Origin of the sequence: Halobacterium yunchengense, from assembly GCF_037031165.1 — an archaeon.
GTDB classification, from domain to species: domain Archaea; phylum Halobacteriota; class Halobacteria; order Halobacteriales; family Halobacteriaceae; genus Halobacterium; species Halobacterium yunchengense.
In genome coordinates, this window is record NZ_JAYEZL010000001.1 from 606,799 (window position 1) to 631,802 (window position 25,004).

19 protein-coding genes and 2 tRNA genes are annotated in these 25,004 nt (G+C 68.5%); 19 read left to right on the forward strand and 2 right to left on the reverse strand.

What is annotated here, in order from left to right:
• Window positions 1-136: 136 nt before the first annotated feature.
• The 3 genes from U5911_RS03055 (at window position 137) to U5911_RS03065 (ending at window position 4,982) form a co-directional block, all read left to right on the forward strand.
• Window positions 137-2,524 (forward strand): DUF7827 domain-containing protein, encoded by a 2,388-nt coding sequence (locus U5911_RS03055; protein ID WP_336035191.1) that lies wholly within the window; start codon window positions 137-139, stop codon window positions 2,522-2,524.
• A 163-nt stretch (window positions 2,525-2,687) separates the two neighbouring features.
• The gene (gene artA / locus U5911_RS03060; protein ID WP_336035193.1) at window positions 2,688-3,599 is read left to right on the forward strand and encodes an archaeosortase A; all 912 of its coding nucleotides are present in this window, start codon (window positions 2,688-2,690) and stop codon (window positions 3,597-3,599) included.
• Between the two features lie 807 nt (window positions 3,600-4,406).
• A complete protein-coding gene (locus U5911_RS03065) occupies window positions 4,407-4,982 on the forward strand; it encodes a phage tail protein (RefSeq protein WP_336035195.1) in 576 nt (191 codons plus the stop codon).
• 465 nt (window positions 4,983-5,447) lie between these two features.
• Here U5911_RS03065 and U5911_RS03070 read toward each other — a convergent pair.
• Window positions 5,448-5,520: transfer RNA gene (locus U5911_RS03070), tRNA-Asp, on the reverse strand.
• Window positions 5,521-5,712: 192 nt separating this feature from the next.
• On the opposite strand from U5911_RS03070, the gene U5911_RS03075 reads away from it, so the two are divergent.
• From U5911_RS03075 to U5911_RS03115, 9 genes are all read left to right on the forward strand, one after another.
• Window positions 5,713-5,940 (forward strand): DNA-directed RNA polymerase subunit H, encoded by a 228-nt coding sequence (locus tag U5911_RS03075; RefSeq protein WP_336035196.1) that lies wholly within the window; start codon window positions 5,713-5,715, stop codon window positions 5,938-5,940.
• Entirely contained in the window at window positions 5,941-7,503 is a 1,563-nt protein-coding gene (locus tag U5911_RS03080) for a DNA-directed RNA polymerase subunit B'' (protein WP_336035198.1), read from the forward strand.
• A gap of 1 nt (window position 7,504) precedes the next feature.
• Window positions 7,505-9,331 (forward strand): DNA-directed RNA polymerase subunit B, encoded by a 1,827-nt coding sequence (gene rpoB, locus U5911_RS03085; protein ID WP_336035200.1) that lies wholly within the window; start codon window positions 7,505-7,507, stop codon window positions 9,329-9,331.
• A complete protein-coding gene (locus U5911_RS03090; protein ID WP_336035201.1) occupies window positions 9,328-12,240 on the forward strand; it encodes a DNA-directed RNA polymerase subunit A' in 2,913 nt (970 codons plus the stop codon). The genes rpoB and U5911_RS03090 overlap by 4 nt, the downstream gene beginning before the upstream one ends.
• Window positions 12,233-13,420 (forward strand): DNA-directed RNA polymerase subunit A'', encoded by a 1,188-nt coding sequence (gene rpoA2, locus U5911_RS03095; RefSeq protein WP_336035202.1) that lies wholly within the window; start codon window positions 12,233-12,235, stop codon window positions 13,418-13,420. The genes U5911_RS03090 and rpoA2 overlap by 8 nt, the downstream gene beginning before the upstream one ends.
• 4 nt (window positions 13,421-13,424) lie before the next feature.
• Window positions 13,425-13,850 (forward strand): NusA-like transcription termination signal-binding factor, encoded by a 426-nt coding sequence (locus tag U5911_RS03100; RefSeq protein WP_336035203.1) that lies wholly within the window; start codon window positions 13,425-13,427, stop codon window positions 13,848-13,850.
• A gap of 400 nt (window positions 13,851-14,250) precedes the next feature.
• The gene (locus tag U5911_RS03105; protein WP_157500124.1) at window positions 14,251-14,679 is read left to right on the forward strand and encodes a 30S ribosomal protein S12; all 429 of its coding nucleotides are present in this window, start codon (window positions 14,251-14,253) and stop codon (window positions 14,677-14,679) included.
• Window positions 14,680-14,681: 2 nt separating this feature from the next.
• Complete coding sequence (locus U5911_RS03110) at window positions 14,682-15,296, forward strand: 30S ribosomal protein S7 (RefSeq protein WP_336035204.1); 615 nt, start codon at window positions 14,682-14,684, stop codon at window positions 15,294-15,296.
• A gap of 136 nt (window positions 15,297-15,432) precedes the next feature.
• Complete coding sequence (locus U5911_RS03115) at window positions 15,433-16,857, forward strand: PQQ-dependent sugar dehydrogenase (RefSeq protein WP_336035205.1); 1,425 nt, start codon at window positions 15,433-15,435, stop codon at window positions 16,855-16,857.
• Between the two features lie 33 nt (window positions 16,858-16,890).
• Here the strand turns inward: U5911_RS03115 and U5911_RS03120 are convergent, their stop codons facing one another.
• Window positions 16,891-17,655 carry a DUF5781 family protein gene (locus tag U5911_RS03120; RefSeq protein ID WP_336035207.1) on the reverse strand — a complete coding sequence of 255 codons (765 nt, stop codon included), beginning with the start codon at window positions 17,653-17,655 and terminating at the stop codon, window positions 16,891-16,893.
• A 163-nt stretch (window positions 17,656-17,818) separates the two neighbouring features.
• Here U5911_RS03120 and U5911_RS03125 point away from each other — a divergent pair, with 163 nt between their 5' ends.
• The 7 genes from U5911_RS03125 to U5911_RS03155 all read left to right on the forward strand — a co-directional run bounded on the left by U5911_RS03125 (window position 17,819) and on the right by U5911_RS03155 (window position 24,931).
• The gene (locus U5911_RS03125; RefSeq protein WP_336035209.1) at window positions 17,819-20,008 is read left to right on the forward strand and encodes an elongation factor EF-2; all 2,190 of its coding nucleotides are present in this window, start codon (window positions 17,819-17,821) and stop codon (window positions 20,006-20,008) included.
• Window positions 20,009-20,321: 313 nt separating this feature from the next.
• Window positions 20,322-20,843, forward strand: coding sequence for an amino acid-binding protein (locus U5911_RS03130; RefSeq protein WP_336035211.1), 522 nt, complete (start codon window positions 20,322-20,324; stop codon window positions 20,841-20,843).
• Window positions 20,840-21,781 carry a homoserine dehydrogenase gene (locus U5911_RS03135; protein ID WP_336035213.1) on the forward strand — a complete coding sequence of 314 codons (942 nt, stop codon included), beginning with the start codon at window positions 20,840-20,842 and terminating at the stop codon, window positions 21,779-21,781. The genes U5911_RS03130 and U5911_RS03135 overlap by 4 nt, the downstream gene beginning before the upstream one ends.
• Window positions 21,782-21,940: 159 nt before the next feature.
• Window positions 21,941-23,206: a translation elongation factor EF-1 subunit alpha gene (gene tuf, locus U5911_RS03140; RefSeq protein ID WP_336035215.1), complete on the forward strand. Its 1,266-nt coding sequence runs from the start codon at window positions 21,941-21,943 to the stop codon at window positions 23,204-23,206.
• 3 nt (window positions 23,207-23,209) lie between these two features.
• Entirely contained in the window at window positions 23,210-23,518 is a 309-nt protein-coding gene (gene rpsJ / locus U5911_RS03145; RefSeq protein WP_336035217.1) for a 30S ribosomal protein S10, read from the forward strand.
• A gap of 132 nt (window positions 23,519-23,650) precedes the next feature.
• Window positions 23,651-23,722: transfer RNA gene (locus tag U5911_RS03150), tRNA-Ala, on the forward strand.
• 414 nt (window positions 23,723-24,136) lie between these two features.
• Window positions 24,137-24,931: a polysaccharide deacetylase family protein gene (locus U5911_RS03155; RefSeq protein WP_336035219.1), complete on the forward strand. Its 795-nt coding sequence runs from the start codon at window positions 24,137-24,139 to the stop codon at window positions 24,929-24,931.
• The last annotated feature ends 73 nt before the right edge of the window (window positions 24,932-25,004 follow it).

Here is a 25,004-nt window from a genome sequence, read left to right on the forward strand (position 1 = left end):
GGACCTGCAAATAACACAAAGTATTTACCGATTTCGTGTGTTATCCCGAACACCCCTACCCACTGGTGCCAGCGTCCAGTACCGTCCTGCCGTGGGGCGGGAGGGGTGCAGGTGCCGAAAGCAGACCAACCAAACCATGACAAGCAAGACAGACAAGCTCCGCGCGGTCTTCCTGACTGCGCTGATGATCGGCAGCGTCTTCGCAGCCGGCATCGCGTTCACAGGAGGCGCTGCGGCGCAGGTCGACCAAGAGGACCTTCGGAAGGCCACGCACTACGTGGATTCCGACGACGACAGCGTCCTCGAACTGGCATTTACTGAGAACGTATCGGACATTGATGCTGGCACAGACATCACTCTCGAGTTCGACGGCTACGATGACGTCGAACTCGACGGTGGCAATACTGCTGTGTCCACCCACGGTGACTACGATGAGCGCGTCACCATCGACGCTAGTGCGTTCGGCACTGCCAATGATGAAGTGAACACCAGTCTCACTGGTGTCTCCATCAACGGTAGTGACGCGGTTGACGTGACCGTCGCGCCCGAGACGATTGACGCGGCGGACGCAGAAGACCGGGACGCCTACGTCGGCACGAACGTGGCTATCGAGGGGAACATCTCGGACACGTTCGAGATTGAATCGCCCGACGACGACACCACAAACCGTGGCTCCGGGAACGGTAGCGAGGTCTACGTGTACGACACCGACGACCTCGAGACCGGCGAGTACAACATCACCGCGAGTAACGATAACGTCGGCACGCTCACCCTCGAAAACCTCGGCCTCAGCGCAGAGGCCTCCGCCGATTCGTACACCACGGCGGATGACGTCGAGGTGACCGTCGAGTCCAACGACATCGACCGTGATGTCGAAGCGGTCCTTCTCGACGAGGACGGTGACGAGACCGACTACACCGCGGAGGGAACGATCGACTCCGACGGTCAGGCAACCCTGAACTTCAATCAGGTCGATGCCGAGGACGTCGGTAACTACACTGCCGAAGTGACTGACATCGCGTCCGGTGTCACCGCCGAGACCGACGAATTCGAAGTCACTGAAGAAGCCGACGACGACTCCGAGTTCGTCACCGGTACGGTCGAAAACCAGCGCGGTGACATCAGCACCGTCAACGTGTCCGTGACCAGCAACGACCAGGCCACGGTCACCATCGGTGAGGAAGACGAATCCGGCTACGAGGTCAACGTCACCGTCACCGACGATGACGGCGACGGCTACGCCGAGTTCGACGTCAACACCTACGTGATGGGCGGCAACAACAACGTTAACGCCGAAACCGCCGGTGAGGCCTTCATCGCAGGTGAAGACACCGTCATCGACGACATCGAACTCGTCTCGGACCCCCTCAGTGAGCCGATTGCCGCTGACAGCTACCGGATGACCGTTCGCGCTGGCGCCGACGCCAACGCGAGCTCTCAGGACGTCGGTCGCTTCATCGTGAACGACGCCAGCGGCGTCACCAGCCAGAACATGTGGACGGCTCCTGCCGCCACCGACATGGACGAAGTCATCTCGGAGGGCCCGCTCTCCGAGGATGACTCCATCGCGGACCAGGACTACGTCGTCCACGAGCTCGAAGCGACTGGTATCGAGGGCGTTCTCCGGAACGCCTCGACCGAGAACAGCACGCAGGCCGTGCTGAATGCGATCGACAACGGCGAGCTCTCGCTGACCGTCGAGCAGACCGAGGCGAGCAAGCAGCCGAACACCGACATCAAGATTCTGGACTACGCCACTGCGCTCCAGAACGACAACGCAGAGGTCGTCGCTGACGCCGAGAACGACACCTACTACGTCGTTGCTGACCTCGCGGCCGTCGACGTGACGGACGCAGACGATGACAACCGCGAATTCGTCTGGGGCGAAGACGCCTACAACGCGACGGCGACTCTCGACGCGGACAACACCAGCCTCGTCAGCGAGGACGCCTCGGCATCCGCCGAGTTCTCCGCTGAGGAGCGCACGCTCGAGTTCAACCAGGACGAGTACGAAGTCGAAGCTGCGGAAGACCAGACCTTCAGCGGCGAAACGAGCGCCGCGACGGGTACGGAGCTGACCGTGCGCGCCGAGTCCATCGAGTCGCCCGGTGAAGGCTACATCCTCACCGACGACGACGTGACCGTCGAAGACGGTGAGTGGACGGCCACGCTGGACTTCAGCGACGCTTCGGTGAACTCCACGTTCGAACTCTCCGCGGACGACCCTGACGGCGACAGTGCCGGTGCGGAAGGCAGCGTCGTCGAAGCGGTCGAGGAGACCACGACCGAGCCGGCTGACACGACCACGGAGCCCGCGGACACCACCACGGAGCCCGCGGACACCACGACCGAGCCGGCCGACACGACCACCGAACCCGCAGATGACACCACCGAGCCCGCCGACGACACCACCACCGAAGACGATGGTGACGGCGAGTCCGGCGGTGGCATCCCCGGCTTCGGTGTCGGCATCGCCCTCGTGGCGATCCTCGGCGCGGCCTTCCTGGCACTCCGCCAGAACTGAATAACGACTGACCGCCGGTAGCGGTCTTCCACGACGCATTTTCTTTCGCGCGCCGCACTCGACCAGCGGCGGCGCCGGCCGCGGCCCACAGCCAGCGTCGCCGCGGCGGCGCTCGCGGACACCGACACGCCTATGCGTGCGTCGGTCGTCCCCTCGCGTACTGATGACTGCCGTGACTGACGCGCTGGCGTGGGTCGTCATCGCGGCGTTCGCGTCGAGCACGGCGCTGACCGCACTCGAGTACCGCGCCGCCGGCCGGTACGCCGCGGTCGGCGCGTGGACGGTGTTCGCGGCGTTCTGGGGCCTGCTCGTGCCGCACTTCTTCTTCACGCAGCTCAGCGTCATCGAGGGCGTGCTGAGCGCGGCGGCCGTGCCGGCGTGCCTGTACACCGCGTACCTCGTCGCGGCGGACCGCCGGCGCCTCGAGACGCTGACGCGCGCGGTCGCCGTCATGGGCGTGCTCTACCTGCCGTTCCAGACGATGCCCGGACTCCAGCAGTGGGCCATCGAGACGACGACGATGCACGCCGACTGGCTGATGGCGCAGTTCGGGTACAACCCCCCGATCGTGGAGGGCGACCACGGGTACACCGCGAAGTTCGTGTTCACGGGCGAGCACGCCGTCACGGGCGAGGACGGCCACAAGTTCACGACGACCGTGCTGTTGGCGTGCACGGGCGTCGGCAGCATGAGCATCGTCGGCGGGCTCGCGCTCGCGGTGCGCGCGCCGCTCCGCCGGCGGCTGCAGGCGCTCGCCGTCGCGCTCCCCGTCATCTACGGGCTGAACGTCGTCCGCGTGGTGTTCATCGCGGTCGCGCACGGCGAGCAGTGGTTCCGCGGCGCGCTCATGCGGGACGCGATGTTCGCGCTGTTCGCGACCTCGGACGCGAACATGGTGTCGTACCTGTTCGCGGACCGCGTGCTCGCGCAGTCGCTGTCCGTCGTCGCGCTCGTCGCGCTGACGCTCGCGCTGTTGCGCATCGTCCCCGAGCTCGGCGGCGTCGTCGAGGACGTCGCGTACATCGCCACGGGCAACGAGTACGACGTCACGCGGCGGTTCGCCCAGCGCGGCTAGGGAAACCGGCCCGCTGGAGGTCGACAGGATGCCGCCGTGGCCGTCCGCCCGTCGCGAGGGATGCTAGCGCTCGGACCGGTCGCCGCTGACGCCAGTGGTCGCGACCGGGACGGCGTCACGGTCGGCGTACTCGCCGTCGTCGCTCCAGAACTGGGCGTCGCACCGAGGGCGGCCCCAGCGGAGACCGCGTCCTCGGGGGCGGCGTCCCGCGTGGCCTTGCGCGGCTTCCTGGCGGGACGCGCGAACCGCCCAGCGTGCACCCCGTCGAGTCGCTCGAAGCGCACGTCGGCGAGGGCCTCGAGCACCGCTGCGAGCACGGCGTGCTCCGAGACGACTCCCGCGTCGGTCTCGGCCCCGTCGTGGACGGCCGGCGGCGTGCAGCGGCCGTCGGCGAGGCCAGCGGGACTGCTCCGCGCCGAGACGGCCGTCGACCGAACCGTCCGCCGCCGATCGGTGCCGGGAGGGAGGCCGGTTCGACTCCCGGTCCCAGCGCCCCCTCCCCGGCCAGCGAGAACGCTCGTGCTGTCGCACCGGCGGAAAGAGACGCTGCGCGCGACCGGCGAGTGTACGCCGGCCTCAGGCTCGTCGGTAACTGCAGTGAGTCAGTGCGGCGGGTCGAACGGGCCGCGTCGCCTTCACGGCGTATCGGTTCTGGGAAAACTATATGTGTGCCGTACGTAATCTTCGAGCGAGAGATGAGGGTCTACTGACCTGTTGGACCACCGGGGGTGTCCGGGTAGCGACTCGGCGTCGCTGCGACGGTGAGCGAGGGGGCGGTCGGCCGCGGTACGGCAAGACGAGGGACACATGGACGAAGCAATCAGCCGACGGGAGTTCATCGAGGCCATCGAAGTCGGGGGCGTGACGGTCGTGGTCGCGGGCTGTCAAGACGTCGGGCTCGATGACCTGAACACGGAGCCAACTGAGACGACCATGCGAGACCAACAACAGCAGACAGACACGCAGGGATCGACGAACACCGGGCGGTTCGAAGTCCGCATCGGCGGGCAAGCGGTGTCGGGCTGGCAGCGCGTGACACTCCCCAGTAGTTCCGTCGCGGTGGAGGAGTACGAGGGCGGTGACCAGACACTGTGGGGGGAGGTCGCGTTCGACCACCTCGAGATGGAACGCAACTTCGTGCCGGGCGAGTCCACGTTGCGCGACTGGTTCGCGGACGTACGGGCAGGGAAAGTCGAGGAGGGCCGGAGGGAGATCGCGATCACGGTACAGAACGAGGACGGCACGGCAGAGCTGCAGTGGGAGTTCTCCGGGGCGTGGATCGAGGAGTACGCCCCGCCGGAACTCGACGCGACTGCCGGCGACGACGCGCCCACCGAGACGGTCGCGGTCGCGTTCGACGAAATGATACGGACAGAGGGTTGAACACCGCGGGTTCGGCGTCACTCCGCCACAGAACCGGTCACCGCCACCGAACAGCCAGCCCCAGCGGATACTGGAGCACAGCCGCCGGTGATTCGAGCCGTCTGGGCCAGGAGAGATCCGGTCGCTCCCGGACAGCCGCGTCGGGTCCATGGGCGGTCCCTCACCGTCCACGGGACAGCACAGTCCGTCGGCCTGCCCCCTCGTGCGCGGTGCGACGAGCGGCACCAGTCCGGCGCGATTGTGCTGATTCGCCCGAACCCGGAACAGGAGAGGCGGCGCTGTGCAGTACAGTGAACTCCCCGAAGGCGCCGGTCCGCCGCGAGCGGGAGTCGCCCCGGAGGCAGTCGTACTCGGGCAGGTCGGTCGCTGCGCGCGCCTGACAGGGTCCAGATCCCTGCCGCGTCACCGGTCTGCACGTGGCCAGCGACGCTGCAGTCGCTGGCCGATGTGGGTTCGCCGAGAAAGCGCCCGGAGCGGGATTTGAACCCGCGTCACAACCGTGACAGGGTTGTATGATGGGCCACTACACCATCCGGGCTCGCTGCACTCAGTCGTAGCCGGGTGGCACGCTTAAGGCTTTCCAAACGCGGGCCGTGTGCGGCGTGGTGGCGAAGCGCTCCGCGGGTGCGAGACGCGCTGTCGCCGAAGTTGACAAGACTTATTTGCGCGCCGCGATAATTGGCCTGTAGTATCTCGTGAGAGGTAGTTCTCCCCCCATCCAGGCACACCCATGGTAGACGTAAGCCAACACGAACTCGTCCCGGAGCACACCGTCCTCGACGACGAGGACGTCGAGGACGTGCTCGCGGACTACGACATCGAGGTGACGGACCTGCCGAAGATCAAACTGAAGGACCCGGCGCTGCCCGACGACGCCGAGACCGGCGACGTCGTGAAGATCGTGCGGGACTCGCGGACGACGGACAAAGCAATCGTGTACCGACTGGTGATCGAATAGATGCAACTGGAAGACCGACGCGAACTCTCGCGGTCGTACTTCTCGAAGGAACGGCTCGCCGAACACCACTTCCGGTCGTTCAACTCCTTCCTGGAGCGCGGCATGCAGGAGGTCGTCACCGAGAAGGAGAGAATCGAGACCGACATCGGCGACAAGGAAGAGGAGGAGCCGGTGTGGGTCGAGCTCGGCGACGTCCGCATCGTCACGCCGCGCGTCCGCGAGGCGGACGGCAGCGAGGAGCTGCTGTACCCCCAGGAGGCGCGCCTCCGGAACATCACGTACGCGGCGCCCGTGTTCATGGAGATGAGCATCGTGCGCGGCGGCGAGGAGGAAGAGGAGCGCGTCCTCGACACCACGGAGACGAAGGTCGGCCGGATGCCGATCATGGTCGGCTCCGAGAAGTGCAACATCGCCGGGTTCAGCGACGAGGAGCTCGTCGAGATCGGCGAGGACCCCGCCGACCCGGGCGGGTACTTCATCGTGAACGGCAGCGAGCGCGTGCTGATGACCAGCGAGGACCTCGCGCCGAACAAGATCCTCGCGGAGTACGACTCGAAGTACGGCGACGAGATCCAGGTCGCGAAGACGTTCAGTCAGCGCCGCGGCTACCGCGCGCTCGTGCTCGTCGAGCGCAACCGCGAGGGCATCCTCGAGGTATCGTTCCCCTCCGTCTCGGGGAGCATCAACTTCGTGACGCTGGTGCGTGCGCTCGGCCTGGAGAGCGACGAGGAGATCGTCCACCGCGTCAGCGAGGACCCCGAGATCGTGAAGTTCATGCTGGAGAACCTCGAGGAGGCGGAGGTCCAGACCCAGGAGGAGGCCATCGAGACGCTCGGGCAGCGCGTCGCCTCCGGGCAGGGGAAGAACTACCAGCTGAAGCGCGCGAACTACGTCATCGACCGCTACCTCCTCCCGCACCTCCACGAGGAGGGCGTCGAGGACGAGGAGACCCGCATCAACAAGTCCTACTACCTCTGCCGGATGGCCGAGGCGTGCTTCGAGCTCGCGCTCGACCGCCGCGAGGCCGACGACAAGGACCACTACGCGAACAAGCGCCTGAAGGTCAGCGGCGACCTCATGAAGGACCTCTTCCGGACGGCGCTGAACAAGCTCGCGCGCGACGTGAAGTACCAGCTCGAGCGCGCGAACATGCGGAACCGGGAGCTCACCGTGAACACGGTGGTGCGCAGCGACGTCCTGACCGAGCGCCTCGAACACCCGATCGCGACCGGGAACTGGGTGGGCGGCCGGTCCGGCGTCAGCCAGCTCGTCGACCGCACCGACTTCATGGGTGTGCTCAGTCACCTGCGGCGGCTGCGCAGTCCCCTGAGCCGGTCGCAGCCCCACTTCGAGGCGCGGGACCTCCACGCGACCCAGTGGGGGCGCATCTGTCCCTCGGAGACGCCGGAGGGGCCGAACTGCGGCCTCGTGAAGAACTTCGCGCAGGCGATGGAGCTCTCACAGACCGTCGACGACGAGCGGGAACTGAAACGGGAGCTGTCGTCGATGGGCGTCGAGGGCATCCCGGGCATCAACACGGAAGCGACATCCGCGGACGACTAACATGAGCACGGAACGAGAAGCGAAAGTCTACGTGAACGGCAGTCTCGTCGGGACCCACGAGGACCCCGAGGAGCTGGCAGCACAGATCCGGGAGGCCCGCCGCCGCGGCGAGGTCTCCGAGATGGTGAACGTCTCGGTGAAAGACCGCACGGACGAGGTCATCGTGAACGCGGACGCGGGGCGGGCGCGCCGCCCGCTGCTCGTCGTCGAGGACGGCGAGCCGCTCGTCACCGACGACGAGCTCGCGGCCATCGAGAACGGCGACATCGACTTCGAGGACCTCGTTCGCGCGGGGAAAGTCGAGTTCATCGACGCCGAGGAGGAGGAGGACGTCCTCGTCGGCGTCGACGAGGACGAGCTCACCGACAACCACACGCACCTCGAGATCGACCCCCAGCTCATCTTCGGCATCGGCGCGGGGATGATCCCGTACCCCGAGCACAACGCCAGCCCCCGCATCACGATGGGCGCCGGCATGATGAAACAGAGCCTGGGGCTGCCGGCGGCGAACTACCGCATCCGGCCGGACACCCGCCAGCACCTCCTGCACTACCCCCAGCAGGCGATGGTGCGGACGCAGACGACCGAGCAGATCGGCTACGACGACCGGCCCGCCGGCCAGAACTTCGTCGTCGCCGTGATGAGCTACGAGGGGTTCAACATCGAGGACGCGCTCGTCATGAACAAGGGCAGCGTCGACCGCGCGCTCGCCCGCTCGCACTTCTTCCGCACGTACGAGGGCGAGGAGCGCCGCTACCCGGGCGGCCAGGAGGACCGCTTCGAGATCCCCGGCGACGACGTGCGGGGCGCCCGCGGCGAGGAGGCGTACACGCACCTCGACGACGACGGCCTCGTCAACCCCGAGACGCAGGTCGACGAGTCCAGCGTGCTCCTCGGGAAGACGAGCCCGCCGCGGTTCCTCGAGGAGCCCGAGGACATGGGCGGCCTCAGCCCCCAGAAGCGCCGCGAGACGTCGGTGACGATGCGCTCGGGCGAGGACGGCGTCGTCGACACGGTGACGCTGATGGAGGGCGAGGACGGCTCGAAGCTCGCGAAGGTCTCCGTCCGGGACGAACGCATCCCCGAGCTCGGCGACAAGTTCGCGAGCCGGCACGGCCAGAAGGGCGTCGTCGGCCACCTCGCGCCCCACGAGGACATGCCGTTCACGGGCGACGGCGTCGTCCCCGACCTCGTGTTGAACCCGCACGCGCTGCCGTCCCGGATGACGGTCGGCCACGTCCTGGAGATGCTCGGCGGGAAGGCCGGCTCCATGGACGGCCGGTCGGTCGACGGCACCGCGTTCACGGGCGAGGACGAGGAGGAGATCCGGTCGACGCTCCAGGAGCGCGGGTTCAAGTCCTCCGGGAAGGAGGTCCTGTACTCGGGCGTCTCCGGCGAGAAGGTCGAGGCCGAGATCTTCGTCGGCACCATCTTCTACCACAAGCTCTACCACATGGTGTCGAACAAGCTCCACGCCCGCTCGAAGGGGCCGGTGCAGGTGCTCACGCGCCAGCCGACCGAGGGCCGCGCCCGCGAAGGCGGCCTCCGGGTCGGCGAGATGGAGCGTGACACCGTCATCGGGCACGGCGCCTCGATGGTGCTCAAAGAGCGGCTGCTTGACTCCTCGGACCGCGAGGAGATCCACGTCTGCGGGAACTGCGGCATGACCGCCGTCGAGAACTACGAGCAGCGCCGCGTCTACTGTCCGAACTGCGGCGAGGAGACGGACGTCCACAGCATCGAGATGAGCTACGCGTTCAAGCTGCTGCTGGACGAGATGAAGGCGCTCGGCATCGCGCCGCGCCTCGAACTGGAGGACGCAGTATGAGCACAGGCCAATCCCCAAAGGAGATCGGCGAGATCAGCTTCGGGCTGATGGACCCAGAGGAGTACCGGGACATGTCCGCGACGAAGGTCATCACCGCGGACACGTACGACGACGACGGCTTCCCCATCGACATGGGGCTGATGGACCCCCGGCTGGGCGTCATCGACCCCGGCCTGGAGTGCAAGACCTGCGGCCAGCGCTCCGGGAGCTGTAACGGCCACTTCGGCCACATCGAGCTGGCGGCGCCGGTCATCCACGTCGGGTTCGCGAAGCTCATCCGCCGGCTGCTCCGCGGGACCTGCCGGGAGTGCGCGCGCCTCCTGCTCACCGACGAGGAGAAAGACCAGTACCGCGAGGACCTCGACCGGACGCGCAGCCTCCGCGAGGACGTCAGCGACGTCACGAAGGCCGCCATCCGGGAGGCCCGGAAGAAAGACCACTGCCCGCACTGCGGCGAGGTCCAGTACGACATCAAACACGAGAAGCCGACGACGTACTACGAGGTCCAGCAGGTGCTGGCCAGCGACTACAGCGAGCGCATCGCCGCCGCGATGCAGCCCGACCCCGACGCAGACGAGAGCGGCGTCAGCCCCCAGGAGCTCGCCGAGCAGACCGGCATCGACATCAGCCGCGTCAACGAGATCCTCTCCGGGGAGTTCCGGCCGCGCCGCGAGGACCGCGAGGCCATCGAGGCGGCCATCGGCGCCGACCTCACCACCGAGGACATGAACAAGCTGATGCCCTCGGACATCCGCGACTGGTTCGAGGACATCCCCGGCGAGGACCTCGCGGTGCTCGGCATCGACCCCGAGCGCAGCCGCCCCGAGTGGATGATCCTGACGGTGCTGCCGGTGCCGCCGGTGACCGCGCGCCCCTCCATCACGCTGGACAACGGCCAGCGCAGCGAGGACGACCTCACGCACAAGCTCGTCGACATCATCCGCATCAACCAGCGGTTCATGGAGAACCGCGAGGCGGGCGCCCCCCAGCTCATCATCGAGGACCTCTGGGAGCTGCTGCAGTACCACGTCACGACGTTCATGGACAACGAGATCAGCGGGACGCCGCCCGCCCGGCACCGCTCGGGCCGCCCGCTGAAGACGCTCAGCCAGCGCCTGAAGGGCAAGGAGGGGCGGTTCCGCGGCTCGCTGTCCGGGAAGCGCGTGAACTTCTCCGCGCGCACCGTCATCAGCCCCGACCCGACGCTGTCGCTGAACGAGGTCGGCGTGCCGGACCGGGTCGCGACCGAGATGACCCAGACGATGGTCGTCAACGAGCAGAACGTCGAGCGCGCCCGCAGGTACGTCCGGAACGGCCCCGAGGCCCACCCGGGCGCGAACTACGTCACGCGGCCCGACGGCCGGCGCGTCCGCGTCACCGAGAAGGTCTGCGAGGAGCTCGCCGAGCGCGTCGAGCCCGGCTGGGAGGTCCAGCGCCACCTCATCGACGGCGACATCATCATCTTCAACCGGCAGCCGTCCCTGCACCGGATGTCCATCATGGCCCACGAGGTCGTGGTGATGCCGTACAAGACGTTCCGCCTGAACACGGTCGTCTGCCCGCCGTACAACGCGGACTTCGACGGCGACGAGATGAACATGCACGCCCTCCAGAACGAGGAGGCGCGAGCGGAGGCGCGCGTGCTGATGCGCGTCCAGGAGCAGATCCTCTCGCCGCGGTTCGGCGAGAACATCATCGGCGCCATCCAGGACCACATCTCGGGGACGTACCTGCTCACGCACACCAACCCCCGGTTCAACGAGACGCAGGCCTCCGACCTCCTCCGGCAGACCTCCATCAACGAGCTGCCCGAGCCCGCCGGCGAGGACGACGGCGAGCCGTACTGGGTGGGCCGACAGCTCTTCAGCGAGCTGCTGCCCGACGACCTCAACCTCGAGTTCACGGGCACCGTCGGCGAGCAGGTCGTCATCGAGAACGGCCAGCTCGTCGAGGGCACCATCGCCGAGGACGAGGTCGGCGGGTTCGGCGGCGAGATCGTCGACACCATCGCGAAGGTCCACGGCCGGACTCGCGCGCGCATCTTCATCAACGAGGTCGCCGCGCTGGCGATGCGCTCGATCATGCACTTCGGGTTCTCCATCGGCATCGACGACGAGACCGTCTCCGAGGAGGCCCGCGAGCGCATCGACGAGGCCATCCAGTCCGCCTACGACCGCGTCCAGGAGCTCATCGAGACCTACGAGAACGGCGACCTCGAGTCGCTGCCGGGACGCACCGTCGACGAGACCCTCGAGATGAAGATCATGCAGACCCTCGGGAAGGCCCGCGACTCCGCCGGCGACGTCGCCGCGGAGAACTTCGACGAGGACAACCCCGCGGTCGTGATGGCCGAGTCCGGGGCGCGCGGGTCGATGCTGAACCTCACGCAGATGGCGGGCTGCGTCGGCCAGCAGGCGGTCCGCGGCGAGCGCATCAACCGCGGCTACGAGGACCGCACGCTCAGTCACTTCGAGCCGAACGACCTCTCCAGCGAGGCCCACGGCTTCGTGGAGAACTCCTACACGAGCGGCCTGACGCCCAAGGAGTTCTTCTTCCACGCGATGGGCGGCCGCGAGGGCCTCGTCGACACGGCGGTCCGCACGTCGAAGTCCGGCTACCTCCAGCGCCGGCTCATCAACGCGCTCTCCGAACTCGAGACCCAGTACGACGGCACCGTCCGGGACACCAGCGACACCATCGTGCAGTTCGAGTTCGGCGAGGACGGCACCTCGCCCGTCGAGGTGTCCTCCTCGGAGAGCAAGGACATCGACGTCGAACAGATCGCCGACCGCATCGTCGAGGCGGAGTTCGACAGCGAGACCGAGAAAGAGGAGTTCCTCGGCGTCCAGGAGCCGCCGACGAACCTCTCCGAGCACGGCGCGTCCTGGGAGGTGGAGTCCGATGACTGAGGTCACGGACGCGATGCGCGAGCGCGTCGAGGACACGGAGCTGCCGCGGCGCCTCAAGGACCGCGTGCTCGACGCCATCGCGGACCGCGACGGCGTCACCGTCCAGCAGGCCGAGGAGATCGCGACCGCCGTCGAGTCCCAGTACCTCGACACGCGCGTCGACCCCCTCGACCCCGTCGGCACCGTCTCCGCGCAGTCCATCGGGGAGCCCGGCACCCAGATGACGATGAACACCTTCCACTACGCGGGCGTCGCGGAGATGGACGTCACGCAGGGGCTGCCGCGGCTCATCGAGCTCGTGGACGCCCGGAAGACCCCGGACACGCCGATCATGACGGTGCACCTCGAGGACGAGTACGCCGAGGAGCGCGAGAAGGCCCACGAGGTCGTCTGGAAGATCGAGGCGACGAAGATCCTCGCGCTCGGGGACATCTCCACGAACGTCGCGGACATGGTCGTCCGCATCGACCTGAACGAGGACACCCTCCAGGAGCGGTGGCCGCTCGTCGACTCCACGACGGAGATCGCGGCCGAGATCGCCGAGACCATCGAGGGCAGCCTCGGCGTCCAGGTCACCCAGCAGGGCACCGTCCTCGAGTTCGGGCCGAGCGAGCCCTCCTACCGCGAGCTCCTCCAGCTCGTCGAGCAGCTCCGCGACATCGTCTTCAAGGGCATCGAGGACGTCTCCCGCGTCGTCATCCGCCGCGAGGAGACCGACCGCGGCGAGGAGTTCGTCCTCTACACGGAGGGGTCGGCGTTCAAGAAGACGCTGAAGATCGAGGGCGTCGACGCCTCCCGGACGACCTGCAACAACATCCACGAGGTCCACAAGACCCTCGGCATCGAGGCCGCCCGCGAGGCCATCATCGAGGAGACGATGACCACCCTCGAGGAGCAGGGCCTCGGCGACGTGAACATCCGCCACCTGATGCTGGTCGCGGACATCATGACCAACGACGGCACCATCCAGTCCATCGGCCGGCACGGCATCTCCGGGAACAAGGACTCCGTGCTGGCGCGCGCGGCCTTCGAGGTGACGGTCAGCCACCTGCTGGACGCCGCCATCTACGGGGAGGCCGACGACCTCGACGGCGTCATCGAGAACGTCATCGTCGGGAAGCCGGTGCGGCTCGGCACGGGCGACGTCGACCTCCGCATGGGCGCCAGCAAGTCCGACTGAACCGATGACAGTCCGGCTCTCCGACGAGGCGCGCCGACTCATCGCGGCCTTCGAGGACGCGACCGACGCGACCGCCGTCGACTGCGTCGTCGACGACGACGAGGACCGCGTCGTCTTCGTCGTCGCCGCCGGCGACATGGGCACCGCCATCGGCCCGGGCGGCAGCCGCGTGGAGGCCCTCGAGGACAAGCTCGGCCGCGACGTCGTGCTCGTCGAGGACGCGCCGACGCCGGAGGGCTTCGTCGCGAACGCGCTGTCGCCGGCCGCCGTCTACAACGTCACCATCAGCGAGAACGACACCACCGTCGCGTACGCCGAGGTCGCCCACGAGGACAAGGGCGTCGCCATCGGCGCCGGCGGGAAGAACATCCAGGCGGCGAAGACGCTCGCGAAACGGCACTTCGACGTCGACGACATCCAGCTCACATAGGCGCTTTTGCGCTGCGGGCGCGCTTCGCGCGCCCTCGGCAAAACCGACACCAAAAGCACTCCTCCCTCACTTCGCGCTGACGCGCTCCGTTCGGTCGTCGGCCCGCGCTCGTTCACTACGTTCACTCGCGCGGCGAACCGGCGACCTTCCGGGTCCTTCGGACCACTCGGTCGCCGGATGCTCGACAGCAGAGTGACCAATTAGGTTGCAAGCATCGGCGAGCGAGCGGCTCTAAGAGCCCGAGCGAAGCCGTTCACGGCGCGACCGCAGGGAGCGCGGGCCGACGACCGACCAACGGGAGCGAGGAGAGCTTTTGGCGTAGCTTTTACCAGCGAAGGAGCGCAGCGACTGAGCGCAGTAAAAGGTACGGCTTAAGTGTCTCCGCTGGGTATTCGGCTGTATGTCGAACGGCAAGTACGCCGCTCGGAAACTGAAGAAGGACCGCCAGAAGCACCGGTGGTCCGACTCGGAGTACGCGCGGCGAGAACGGGGGCTCGGGAAGGAGTCCGACCCCCTCGAGGGCGCGCCGCAGGGCCGCGGCATCGTCCTCGAGAAGGTGGGTATCGAAGCGAAGCAGCCGAACTCCGCGATCCGGAAGTGCGTCCGGGTCCAGCTCATCAAGAACGGGAAGCAGGTCACCGCGTTCTGCCCCGGCGACGGCGCCATCTCGTTCATCGACGAGCACGACGAGGTCACCATCGCCGGCATCGGCGGCGCGAAGGGCCGCGCGATGGGCGACCTCTCCGGCGTGAACTACAAGGTCGAGAAGGTCAACGGCGTGAGCCTCATCGAACTCGTCCGCGGGAACGCGGAGAAGCCGGTGCGATAACCATGAGCGAGGAAGAAGCCCCCGAACCGGAGGCGCCCGCCGGCAGCGACGACGAGGACGTGAACGCGTTGCTGTTCGGGAAGTGGGACGTCTCCGAGGTCCAGTACAGCGACCCGAGCACGCGACGCTACCTCGCGGTGACGCCGGTCGCGCACACGATGGGCCGGCACGCCTCCAAGCAGTTCAAGAAGTCCGAGATCAGCGTCGTCGAGCGGCTCGCGAACCGCCTGATGAAGACGGGCGAGAACACGGGCAAGAAACAGCAGGCGCTGCGCATCGTCCAGGACGCCTTCGACGTCGTCCACGAGCGCACGGAGGAAAACCCCGTGCAGGTGCTCGTGCGCGCGGTCGAGCACGCCGCGCCCCGCGAGGAGACCGTCCGCCTGAAGTACGGCGGCATCTCCGTGCCGAAGGCCGTCGACGTCGCGCCCCAGCGCCGCGTCGACCAGGCGCTGAAGTTCATCGCCGACGGCGCGCACTCGGCGTCGTTCAAGACGCCGACCGACGCCGCGGAGGCGCTCGCCCAGCAGCTCGTCGGCGCCGCCGACTACGACGTCCAGACGTACGCGGTCGGCCAGAAAGAGGAGAAAGAGCGCGTCGCGGCCGCGGCCCGCTGACGCGGACCGCTCGGTCTCTCCTGCAGTTCTCTCAGTTCTCCAGTCGGCCAGCGACTGCGCCGTGGTGCGGTCGACGCCCGGGCGACGTCGGGCCGATACCTGAAAGCAGTTAACTGTGGCCTCCCGAACGTGGGGTATGCGCGAGACCCGCCGTTCGTTCCTCGCTGCGATGGGGCTGGCTGGCGTCGCCGGACTCGCCGGCTGTGCGTCGCCGAGCGAACCGGCCGACTCGACGACGACCACGCCCTCCGGCACGCAGGCGACCGTGACGACCGTGGCTGACGACGAGTACGACCTCGCCGTCGAGCACGACGTCGAGAGCTGGAGCGAGTACGACCCCGACTGGTCCCACCCCGTGGAGGCGCCGAACCTGGACGTTGAGACCGAAACCGTCGTCGAGGGCCTGAAGATCCCGTGGGACCTCGCGTTCGCGCCGAACGGCGACCTGTTCATCAGCGAGCGCGTCGGCCGGATCTCGCGGTACACCTCCGACGACCTGGAGACCGTCGCGACCCCGGAGGTGATCGACCACGCCGACTGGGTCGCCCCCGGGGAGGAGAACGGCTGGTGGAAGGCGGGCAGCGAGGGCGGCCTGATGGGGTTGGCCGTCCACCCGAACTACCCGGACGTCCCGCTCGTGTACGCCATCTACACCCACGACGGCGGGCCGGCCGTCTCCGGGAACGACCCCTTCGTCAATCGGCTCTCGTACTTCGACGTCTCCGCGGACGACCCCGCGGACGCAGAGACGGTCGTCGTCGACGACATCCCCGGCAACGAGATCATCCACAACGGCGCGCGGCTCGCGTTCGGCCCACAGAACTACCTCTGGGTGACGACCGGCGACGCCGCGTTGGCCAATCCAGACATGGGGACGGTCAAGCCGCTCCCCCAGGACCCGTCCTCGCTGGCGGGGAAGGTGCTCCGCCTCGAGCCGGACGGGAGCGCGCCGGCTGACAACCCCGGCATCGACGGCGGCGACCCGCGCGTGTACACGATGGGCCACCGGAACCCCCAGGGCATCACGTTCATGCCGGACGCGACGCCGGTGGCGACCGAGCACGGACCGTCGGCCCACGACGAGGTGAACGTGCTCGAAGCCGGGGCGAACTACGGGTGGGGGCCCGAGGGCGAGCGCGCGCGCACCGCGGAGACGTACCGCGGCAGCGACTACGCGCGCCCGGTCGTCAACACCGACGAGACGTGGGCGCCGCCGGGGTCGGTGTTCTACACCGCGGACGCGGTGCCGTCGTGGCAGAACCGCCTCGTCGTCGGCGGGCTCATCTCCCAGCGGGTCAACCTCGTGACGGTCTACCCGACGGACGGCGAGCCGGCGTCCGCGGGGAACGGCGGCAAGCGGTTCGACGCCGACTGGATGCACGACGGGTACAGCGCCGTCCACCACACCACACTGGAGGACGAACTCGGCCGCATCCGGCACGTCGAACAGGGGCCGGACGGGACGCTGTACGCGGTGACGTCGAACCGCGACGGCCGCGCGCAGGGCGAGCAGTTCCCCCGCGAGGGCGACGACCGGCTCGTCCGCATCACGCCGGCCTGACGGCCGGGTCGGCGGCGGAACCCGCGTGACGGCCTAGTCCGCTGCCGGACCGGCGGTGCTCGCCTGCGCGTCGACGTACGTGCGGATGGCGTCGACGAGGCCGCGGCGGCAGTCGCTCTCGTCGGGGTCGGCGGCGAGCGCGGCGAAGCGCTCGCGGAACGCGTCGACGTCGATCTCGGGGGCGTCCTCGCCGGCGGCGTGCGCGAGGTCGTAGATGCGGTGGCCGCGGCCGACCGCGTCGTGGCGTTCGAGGAGCGCGAGCGCGAACGCCGCGTTCACCGCGGTCATCGAGGGGTCGGCGCCGGCCGTGAGGCGCTGGCCGACCGTCGGGCCGGCGGCGGGCCGGTCGGCGACGGCGGCGGCGAGCTCGGACTCGAGGAAGGCGACGAGCTTGTCCGTCGGCCCCACGGAGAGCGTGATGTCGTCGGCGTAGATGTCCTTGACGTGGTTGGCGATCTGGTAGCAGTGCGCGAGCACGCGGCGCTCGACCTCGCGGCCGGTGAGCGCGAGGAACAGCACTTCGTCCATCGGGAGGACGTGGCTGGGGTGGTCGTGCTCGTGGCGGTGCATGTGCGCGAACTCGTGGAGGGCGAGCTCGCGGGCCATCGCCGACGTGGCGGCCTGTCGCGAGATGTTGAGGACGTGGTGGTCGTCGTAGTGGCCCGCCCACGTGCGCTCGTCGGGGCTCTCGCGGACGCGGACCTCGACGGGGTGCTGGAGGTCGTGTTCGGTCTCGAAGACGTCCCGAGCGCCGAGGAACGGTGCGGCGGGGCCGGCTCCCGTCACGCGCAGGTCCATGTGTCTTCTTACCAAGGCAGTTCCGGCAAAGACTCTTTCGCCGCCGGCAGCGCGGTCCCGCTCCGAGGAACGCCGCGCGCTGGCGCCTGCACGGCGTGTTCCGTCGTGCCGTGGTCCACGGAAAACACTACCCTTTTGAACCCGCTGGCAGTATGACTTCCCAATGGGCCGACGCAAGAAGATTGTCGAACAGTGCGAACGGCTGATGGACGAACCCGAGCAGATCCGGAACATCGCCATCGCCGCGCACGTCGACCACGGCAAGACGACCCTCACGGACAACCTGCTCGCCGGGGCGGGGATGATCGCCGAGGAGTCCGCCGGCGAGCAGCTCGCGATGGACACCGAGGAGGACGAACAGGAGCGCGGCATCACCATCGACGCCGCGAACGTCTCGATGACCCACGAGTACGAGGGCGAAGCCCACCTCATCAACCTCATCGACACGCCCGGCCACGTCGACTTCGGCGGCGACGTCACGCGGGCGATGCGCGCCGTCGACGGCGCGCTCGTCGTCGTCGACGCCGTCGAGGGCGCGATGCCCCAGACCGAGACGGTGCTCCGGCAGGCGCTCCGCGAGGGCGTGAAGCCGACGCTGTTCATCAACAAGGTCGACCGCCTCATCTCCGAACTCCAGGAGGGCCCCGAGGAGATGCAGGAACGCCTCCTCGGCGTCATCCGCGAGGTCAACGAGCTCATCCGCGGGATGACCGAGGAGATGGACGACATCGACGAGGACTGGACGGTCTCCGTCGAGGACGGCACCGTCGGGTTCGGCTCCGCGCTCTACAAGTGGGGCGTCTCGATGCCGTCGATGCAGCGCACCGGCATGGACTTCGGCGACATCATGGACCTCGAGCGCGCCGACAAGCGCCAGGAGCTCCACGAGCGCACGCCCCTCTCGGACGTCGTCCTCGACATGGTGTGCGAGCACTTCCCCGACCCCATCGACGCCCAGCCGATGCGCATCCCGCGCATCTGGCGCGGCGACGCCGACAGCGACCTCGCGGAGACGATGCGGATGGTCGACCCCGAGGGCGAGGTCGTCCTGATGGTCACCGACATCGGCATCGACCCGCACGCCGGCGAGATCGCCGCCGGCCGCGTGTTCTCCGGCACACTCGAGAAGGGCCAGGAGCTGTACGTCTCCGGCACCGCCGGCAAGAACCGCATCCAGAGCGTCGGCATCTACATGGGCGGCGAGCGCGAGGAGGTCGACCGCGTCCCCGCCGGCAACATCGCCGCCGTCACCGGCCTGAAGGACGCCATCGCCGGTTCGACCGCCTCCAGCGTGGAGATGACGCCGTTCGAGTCCATCGAGCACATCTCCGAGCCCGTCATCACGAAGTCCGTCGAGGCCCAGAACATGGACGACCTGCCGAAGCTCATCGAGACGCTCCAGCAGGTCGCCAAGGAGGACCCCACCATCCAGATCGAGATCAACGAGGACACGGGCGAGCACCTCATCTCCGGGCAGGGCGAACTCCACCTCGAGGTCATCACGCAGCGCATCGAGCGCAACCAGGGCATCCCCGTGAACACGGGCGAACCCATCGTCGTCTACCGCGAGTCCCCGACCTCGGCGTCCCGCGAGGTCGAGGGCGTGTCGCCGAACCGCCACAACAAGTTCTACATCACCATCGAGCAGCTCGGCGACGACATCCTCGAGCAGCTCCGCCTCGGCGAGGTCTCCATGGACATGCCCGAACAGGAGCGCCGCGAGGTCCTCCAGGACGCCGGCATGGACAAGGACACCTCCCAGAACGTCGAGGACATCATCGGGAAGAACGTCTTCGTCGACGACACGAAGGGCATCCAGCACCTCAACGAGACGATGGAACTCGTCGTCGAGGGCCTCCAGGAAGCCCTCGAGGACGGCCCGCTGGCCGCCGAGCCCGTCGAGGGCGCGCTCATCCGCCTGCACGACGCGCGCCTCCACGAGGACGCCATCCACCGCGGCCCCGCGCAGGTCATCCCCGCCGTCCGCGACGCCGTCCACCGCGGCCTCATGGACGCCGAGATCCGCCTGCTGGAACCCATCCAGAACGTCCGCATCGACGTGCCGTCCGAGCACATGGGCGCCGCGTCCGGCGAGATCCAGGGCCGCCGCGGCCGCGTCGACGACATGTACCAGGAGGGCGGCATGATGGTCGTCGAGGGCATCGCGCCCGTCGAGGAGATGATCGGCTTCTCCAGTGACATCCGCTCCGCGACCGAGGGCCGGGCGTCCTGGAACACGGAGAACGCCGGCTTCCGCGTCATGGCCGACAACCTCCAGCCCGAGATCATCGCGGAGATCCGCGAACGCAAGGGCATGAAGACCGAGCTGCCCGAGCAGATCGACTACTTCTAACGGCCCGTTTTGCTGCGGGGGGTTTCCTCGCTCGCTCCGCTCGCGCAGTGTCCTCACGAACGGAGTGAGCGAGGGCTCGGCAAGCACTGCTCGCCGGCGAAACGCGCGTACGCTGTGACGGACAGCGACCGCTGTCCCACGTCCCGAGTACAGCGGTAGGATTTGTGCGGGCCGAAGGCTTATAGCGCGGAGCGACCCCAGGGAGAGGTATGCACGCAGGCAGACGCGCCCGGCGTGGCATCGGCACCGAGCGACGGCGACAGCGCTCGCTGCCGACAGCGACACCGGGTGCGGCTGCACCGGAGGGGGTTCGGTGAGCGACGCCGCCGACCGCGCGCACACGCTCCGCCTCGAGCTCGTCGACGAGCCCGGGGAGCTGTTGCGCGCGCTCTCGCCCATCGCGGAGAACGGCGGGAACCTCCTGTCGATCTTCCACGAGCGCGGGTCGCTGACGCCGCGCGGCCACATCCCCGTGGAGGTCGACCTGGAGTGCCCGCCGGAGCGCTTCGACCGCATCGTGGCGGCGCTCCGGGAGGCCGGCGTGACCGTCATCCAGGCGGACGCCGAGCGGTACGGCGAGGCCGTCACCGTGTTGCTGGTCGGCGACCTCGTGGACACGGACCTCTCGGATACGCTCTCCGAACTGGAGGCCTGCGGCACGGCGTCGGTCGCGGACTTCTCGCTGACGACCGAGGAGGGGACCGACGGCGTGTCGGCCGCGCGCGTCCGCCTCGCCATCGAGTCCGGGAGCGCGGAGCGCGCCGTCGAGCAGGTGCGCGGCGTCGCGGACGCGAAGGACCTCGTCGTCGTCGAACCCCTGGTGGGTGAACAATGAGACTCGCGGTGCTGGGCGCCGGCGACGTGGGCCGGTCGGTCGCGGAGCTCGCGGCGGAGTACGGCCACGTCGTGACGGCGTTCGCGGACTCGACGGGAGCGGTCGTCGACCCAGACGGCGTGGACGTCGCGGCGGCGCTCGACCACAAGGACGAGGCCGGGACGGTCGGCGACGCCGACCCGGCGGACGCGCTCGACGCCGACTACGACGTGCTCGTGGAGGCGACGCCGACGACGCTCGGCGACGCCGAGCCCGGCTTCGGGCACGCGCGCGCCGCCCTGGCGGCCGGCCGGCACGTCGTCCTCGCGAACAAGGGACCGGTCGCGGAGCGCTACGACGACCTGCGCGCGCTCGAGCGGGAGAGCGCGGGCGAGCTCCTGTTCGAGGCGACGGTCGCCGGCGCGATCCCCGCGCTGGCGACCATCGACGGCGTCGGCGCCGAGCGCGTCACCGCGGCGCGCGGCGTGCTGAACGGCACCGCGAACTTCATCCTGACGCGGATGGCCGCCGAGGGCCTCGGCTACGAGCACGTGCTCTCGGAGGCCCAGGACCTCGGCGTCGCGGAGGCCGACCCGACGTTCGACGTGGAGGGGACCGACGCGGCGCTGAAGTGCGCGATCCTCGCGAACGTCATCCACGGCGGCGGCTACTCGCTGGCAGACGTCGACGTGCAGGGCATCACCGACATCCCGCCGTCGGCGCTGGACCTCGCGGCCGAGGACGGCCGGACGGTCCGGCTGATCGGCGAGGTGACCGACGACGGCGCGCGCGTCGGGCCGCGGCTCGTCCCGGAGAACGACGCGCTCGCGGTCTCGGGCACGATGAACATCGTCCAGCTGGAGACCGAGCACGCCGGCCGGCTGAACATCTCCGGGCGGGGCGCCGGCGGCCGGGAGACCGCGACCGCGGTGCTGGCGGACGTCGACCGGCTGGCCTGACAGGTCGCCGCGGCGGCCCGCCGAGGGCCGCCGTCCGTGTGCCGTGTTCGCACAAACCCCGGGACGGCGCCGAGGTGGCGCTGAGCCCGTACCGAAATGGTTTTAATGCGAACTGCCGAATAATTCCCACAGAGCGCGCCTTTCGCGCGATATCAGACAATGAGCGACGAACGACACCAGAACCTGGCCGTCATCGGCCACGTCGACCACGGCAAGAGCACGATGGTCGGGCGCCTCCTCTACGAGACGGGGAGCGTTCCCGAGCACGTCATCGAACAGCACAAAGAGGAAGCCGAGGAGAAGGGCAAGGGCGGCTTCGAGTTCGCCTACGTCATGGACAACCTCGCCGAGGAGCGCGAGCGCGGCGTCACCATCGACATCGCCCACCAGGAGTTCTCCACGGACGAGTACGACTTCACCATCGTCGACTGTCCGGGCCACCGCGACTTCGTGAAGAACATGATCACGGGCGCGTCCCAGGCCGACAACGCCGTCCTCGTCGTCGCCGCCGACGACGGCGTCGCGCCCCAGACCCGCGAGCACGTCTTCCTCTCGCGGACGCTCGGCATCGACGAACTCATCGTCGCCGTCAACAAGATGGACATCGTCGACTACGACGAGTCCAAGTACAACGCGGTCGTCTCCGACGTCCGCGACCTGTTCGCGCAGGTCGGCTTCGACGCCGAGGGCGCGACGTTCATCGCCACGTCCGCCTTCGAGGGCGACAACGTCGCCGACCAGTCCGAGAACACGCCCTGGTACGACGGCCCGACCCTGCTCGAGGCGCTCAACGACCTGCCCCAGCCGTCCCCGCCGACGGACGCGCCGCTGCGCCTCCCCATCCAGGACGTCTACACCATCTCCGGCATCGGGACCGTCCCCGTCGGACGCATCGAGACGGGCATCATGAACACGGGCGACAACGTCAGCTTCCAGCCCTCGGACGTCGGTGGCGAGGTCAAGACCATCGAGATGCACCACGAGGAGGTGCCGAAGGCCGAGCCCGGTGACAACGTCGGGTTCAACGTCCGCGGCATCGGCAAGGACGACATCCGCCGCGGCGACGTCTGCGGTCCCGCCGACGACCCGCCGACGGTCGCCGAGACCTTCACCGCGCAGGTCGTCGTCATGCAGCACCCCTCGGTCATCACGGCGGGGTACACGCCGGTCTTCCACGCCCACACGGCGCAGGTCGCCTGCACCATCGAGTCCATCGACAAGAAGATGGACCCGTCCTCCGGCGAGACCCAGGAGGAGAACCCCGACTTCATCCAGTCCGGCGACGCCGCGGTCGTCACCGTCCGGCCGCAGAAGCCCCTGTCCATCGAGCCGTCGAGCGAGATTCCCGAGCTGGGTTCGTTCGCCGTCCGCGACATGGGCCAGACCATCGCCGCCGGCAAGGTCCTGGACGTCAACGAAGCCTAATCCATGCAGCAGGCACGCGTTCGTCTCGCCGGCGTCGATCCGGACGACCTCGACGACATCTGCGACGACGTCCGGGAGATCGCGGACAAGACCGGCGTCAAGCTGAGTGGTCCGGTTCCGCTCCCGACGAAGACCCTGGAGATTCCCGCGCGGAAGTCCCCCGACGGCGAGGGGACCGCGACCTGGGAGCACTGGGAGATGCGCGTCCACAAGCGTCTGATCGACATCGACGCGGACGAACGCGCGCTCCGCCAGCTGATGCGGATTCAGGTTCCCAACGAAGTCAGCATCGAGATCGTCCTCGAGGACTGAGCCGCGCCCGCGACGCGGGTGTCACGCGACCCCACTTCCCCTATTTCCCGCCCGACAGCGACGGCGTCGGACGCCGCCGCTGCCGCCCCGAAACAGAAGTCTGAAATACGTCGGTCGACTTCGAACGTGTGCGGGCTCGTAGATCAGTGGTAGATCGCTTCCTTCGCAAGGAAGAGGCCCTGGGTTCAAATCCCAGCGAGTCCACTTCTCTGAGCGCTTCACCGACGAGCGACGCCTGTGTCGCTCGCCCGTCGCTGCGGGCGGCGCGACGCCGTCGGGAAAGCACCTGGCGGTCTCGTCCGCGTCGCTCGGGAGTCCTCCAGCGAGCGAGCCGGACGGGCGCGCGGACGACAGCGGGCCGGAAACCTGTCCAGTGCGGGACGACTGCGAGGCGGTACGAACGGGAGCAGCACGGGGCGACCCGGTCGGTATCGGGCGGGCTGTCCGTCCGGACTTGGGTAGGACTCGGCTAACGTGCCGGCAGCGAGCCGTCGGAGCCGCTCGCTCGACTGCCGAGGTGACGCGGTGTCGCCGGCGTGGCGTCGCACGCGCCGGTTGCCGCCGCGTACCGGTGGGAATCTGCGACTAACAATTTGGCTGTGCAGACGCCGTAGGTCTATGTGGACCCCGGACGAACTGCTGCTGACCGGGTGGCGCGCGCTGGCGTTCGTCGGCGACTACACCGGCGTCGCGGCGATGGCCCCCGAGGAGACGAACAGGGTGTTGCGGTACCACTCCGTCGGTGGGGGGTTCTACGACGACATCTCCCCGGGGTACTTCCGCGAGCAGCTGGACTACCTCACGGACGCCTACGAGGTCGTCGACCTGCCGGGCGTCCTCGAACGCGGCGACGAGAAGCGCGTCGCGCTCACCTTCGACGACGGCTACCGGGACTTCTACGAGTACGTCGTCCCGATACTCCGCGAGTACGACGTGCCGGCGACGGTGTTCGTGCCGGTTCGGGCCGTCGAGGACCGCGAGTTCGCGCACAACAGCCGCTTCGACTACGAGTACGTGACCGAGGCCCAGCTGCGCGAGCTGGCCGACGAGGACCTCGTCACCGTCGGGAACCACACGGTGACCCACCCGCGACTGACGGAGGTGTCCGACGACCGCGTCGAGGCGGAGATCGTGGGCGGCAAGCAGCGACTGGAGGCCCTCCTCGGGACCGAGGTGACGCGGTTCTGTTACCCGTTCAACGACTACGACGAGCGCGCCGTGGCGGTCGTCCGGGAGACCCACGACCTCGGCGTCGCCAGCCAGGGGCGGTACCGCGGCGTGACGCCGGAGACGGACCCGGCGACCGTGCCGCGCATCAACGGCGCGAACCCGGCGTACGAGTTCCGCTGGGACCTCTCGGACGCGGCCGTCCGCGTCGGTCGCGCCAGCCGGCCGGTTCTCGACCGGCTGTGACGGGCGTCGCGGCGAACCCAGCGAAGACGCGCGCCGGGTTCTCGCCGGCTGGGAGGACCGGACGCTCGCGTGC

Excerpts from the sequence above, each read along its gene's own strand:
- U5911_RS03055 (WP_336035191.1), top strand. The coding sequence starts at position 137 with ATGACAAGCAAGACAGACAAGCTCCGCGCGGTCTTCCTGACTGCGCTG.
- artA (WP_336035193.1), top strand. The coding sequence starts at position 2,688 with ATGACTGCCGTGACTGACGCGCTGGCGTGGGTCGTCATCGCGGCGTTC.
- U5911_RS03065 (WP_336035195.1), top strand. The coding sequence starts at position 4,407 with ATGGACGAAGCAATCAGCCGACGGGAGTTCATCGAGGCCATCGAAGTC.
- U5911_RS03075 (WP_336035196.1), top strand. The coding sequence starts at position 5,713 with ATGGTAGACGTAAGCCAACACGAACTCGTCCCGGAGCACACCGTCCTC.
- U5911_RS03080 (WP_336035198.1), top strand. The coding sequence starts at position 5,941 with ATGCAACTGGAAGACCGACGCGAACTCTCGCGGTCGTACTTCTCGAAG.
- rpoB (WP_336035200.1), top strand. The coding sequence starts at position 7,505 with ATGAGCACGGAACGAGAAGCGAAAGTCTACGTGAACGGCAGTCTCGTC.
- U5911_RS03090 (WP_336035201.1), top strand. The coding sequence starts at position 9,328 with ATGAGCACAGGCCAATCCCCAAAGGAGATCGGCGAGATCAGCTTCGGG.
- rpoA2 (WP_336035202.1), top strand. The coding sequence starts at position 12,233 with ATGACTGAGGTCACGGACGCGATGCGCGAGCGCGTCGAGGACACGGAG.
- U5911_RS03100 (WP_336035203.1), top strand. The coding sequence starts at position 13,425 with ATGACAGTCCGGCTCTCCGACGAGGCGCGCCGACTCATCGCGGCCTTC.
- U5911_RS03105 (WP_157500124.1), top strand. The coding sequence starts at position 14,251 with ATGTCGAACGGCAAGTACGCCGCTCGGAAACTGAAGAAGGACCGCCAG.
- U5911_RS03110 (WP_336035204.1), top strand. The coding sequence starts at position 14,682 with ATGAGCGAGGAAGAAGCCCCCGAACCGGAGGCGCCCGCCGGCAGCGAC.
- U5911_RS03115 (WP_336035205.1), top strand. The coding sequence starts at position 15,433 with ATGCGCGAGACCCGCCGTTCGTTCCTCGCTGCGATGGGGCTGGCTGGC.
- U5911_RS03120 (WP_336035207.1), bottom strand. The coding sequence starts at position 17,655 with ATGGACCTGCGCGTGACGGGAGCCGGCCCCGCCGCACCGTTCCTCGGC.
- U5911_RS03125 (WP_336035209.1), top strand. The coding sequence starts at position 17,819 with ATGGGCCGACGCAAGAAGATTGTCGAACAGTGCGAACGGCTGATGGAC.
- U5911_RS03135 (WP_336035213.1), top strand. The coding sequence starts at position 20,840 with ATGAGACTCGCGGTGCTGGGCGCCGGCGACGTGGGCCGGTCGGTCGCG.
- tuf (WP_336035215.1), top strand. The coding sequence starts at position 21,941 with ATGAGCGACGAACGACACCAGAACCTGGCCGTCATCGGCCACGTCGAC.
- rpsJ (WP_336035217.1), top strand. The coding sequence starts at position 23,210 with ATGCAGCAGGCACGCGTTCGTCTCGCCGGCGTCGATCCGGACGACCTC.
- U5911_RS03155 (WP_336035219.1), top strand. The coding sequence starts at position 24,137 with ATGTGGACCCCGGACGAACTGCTGCTGACCGGGTGGCGCGCGCTGGCG.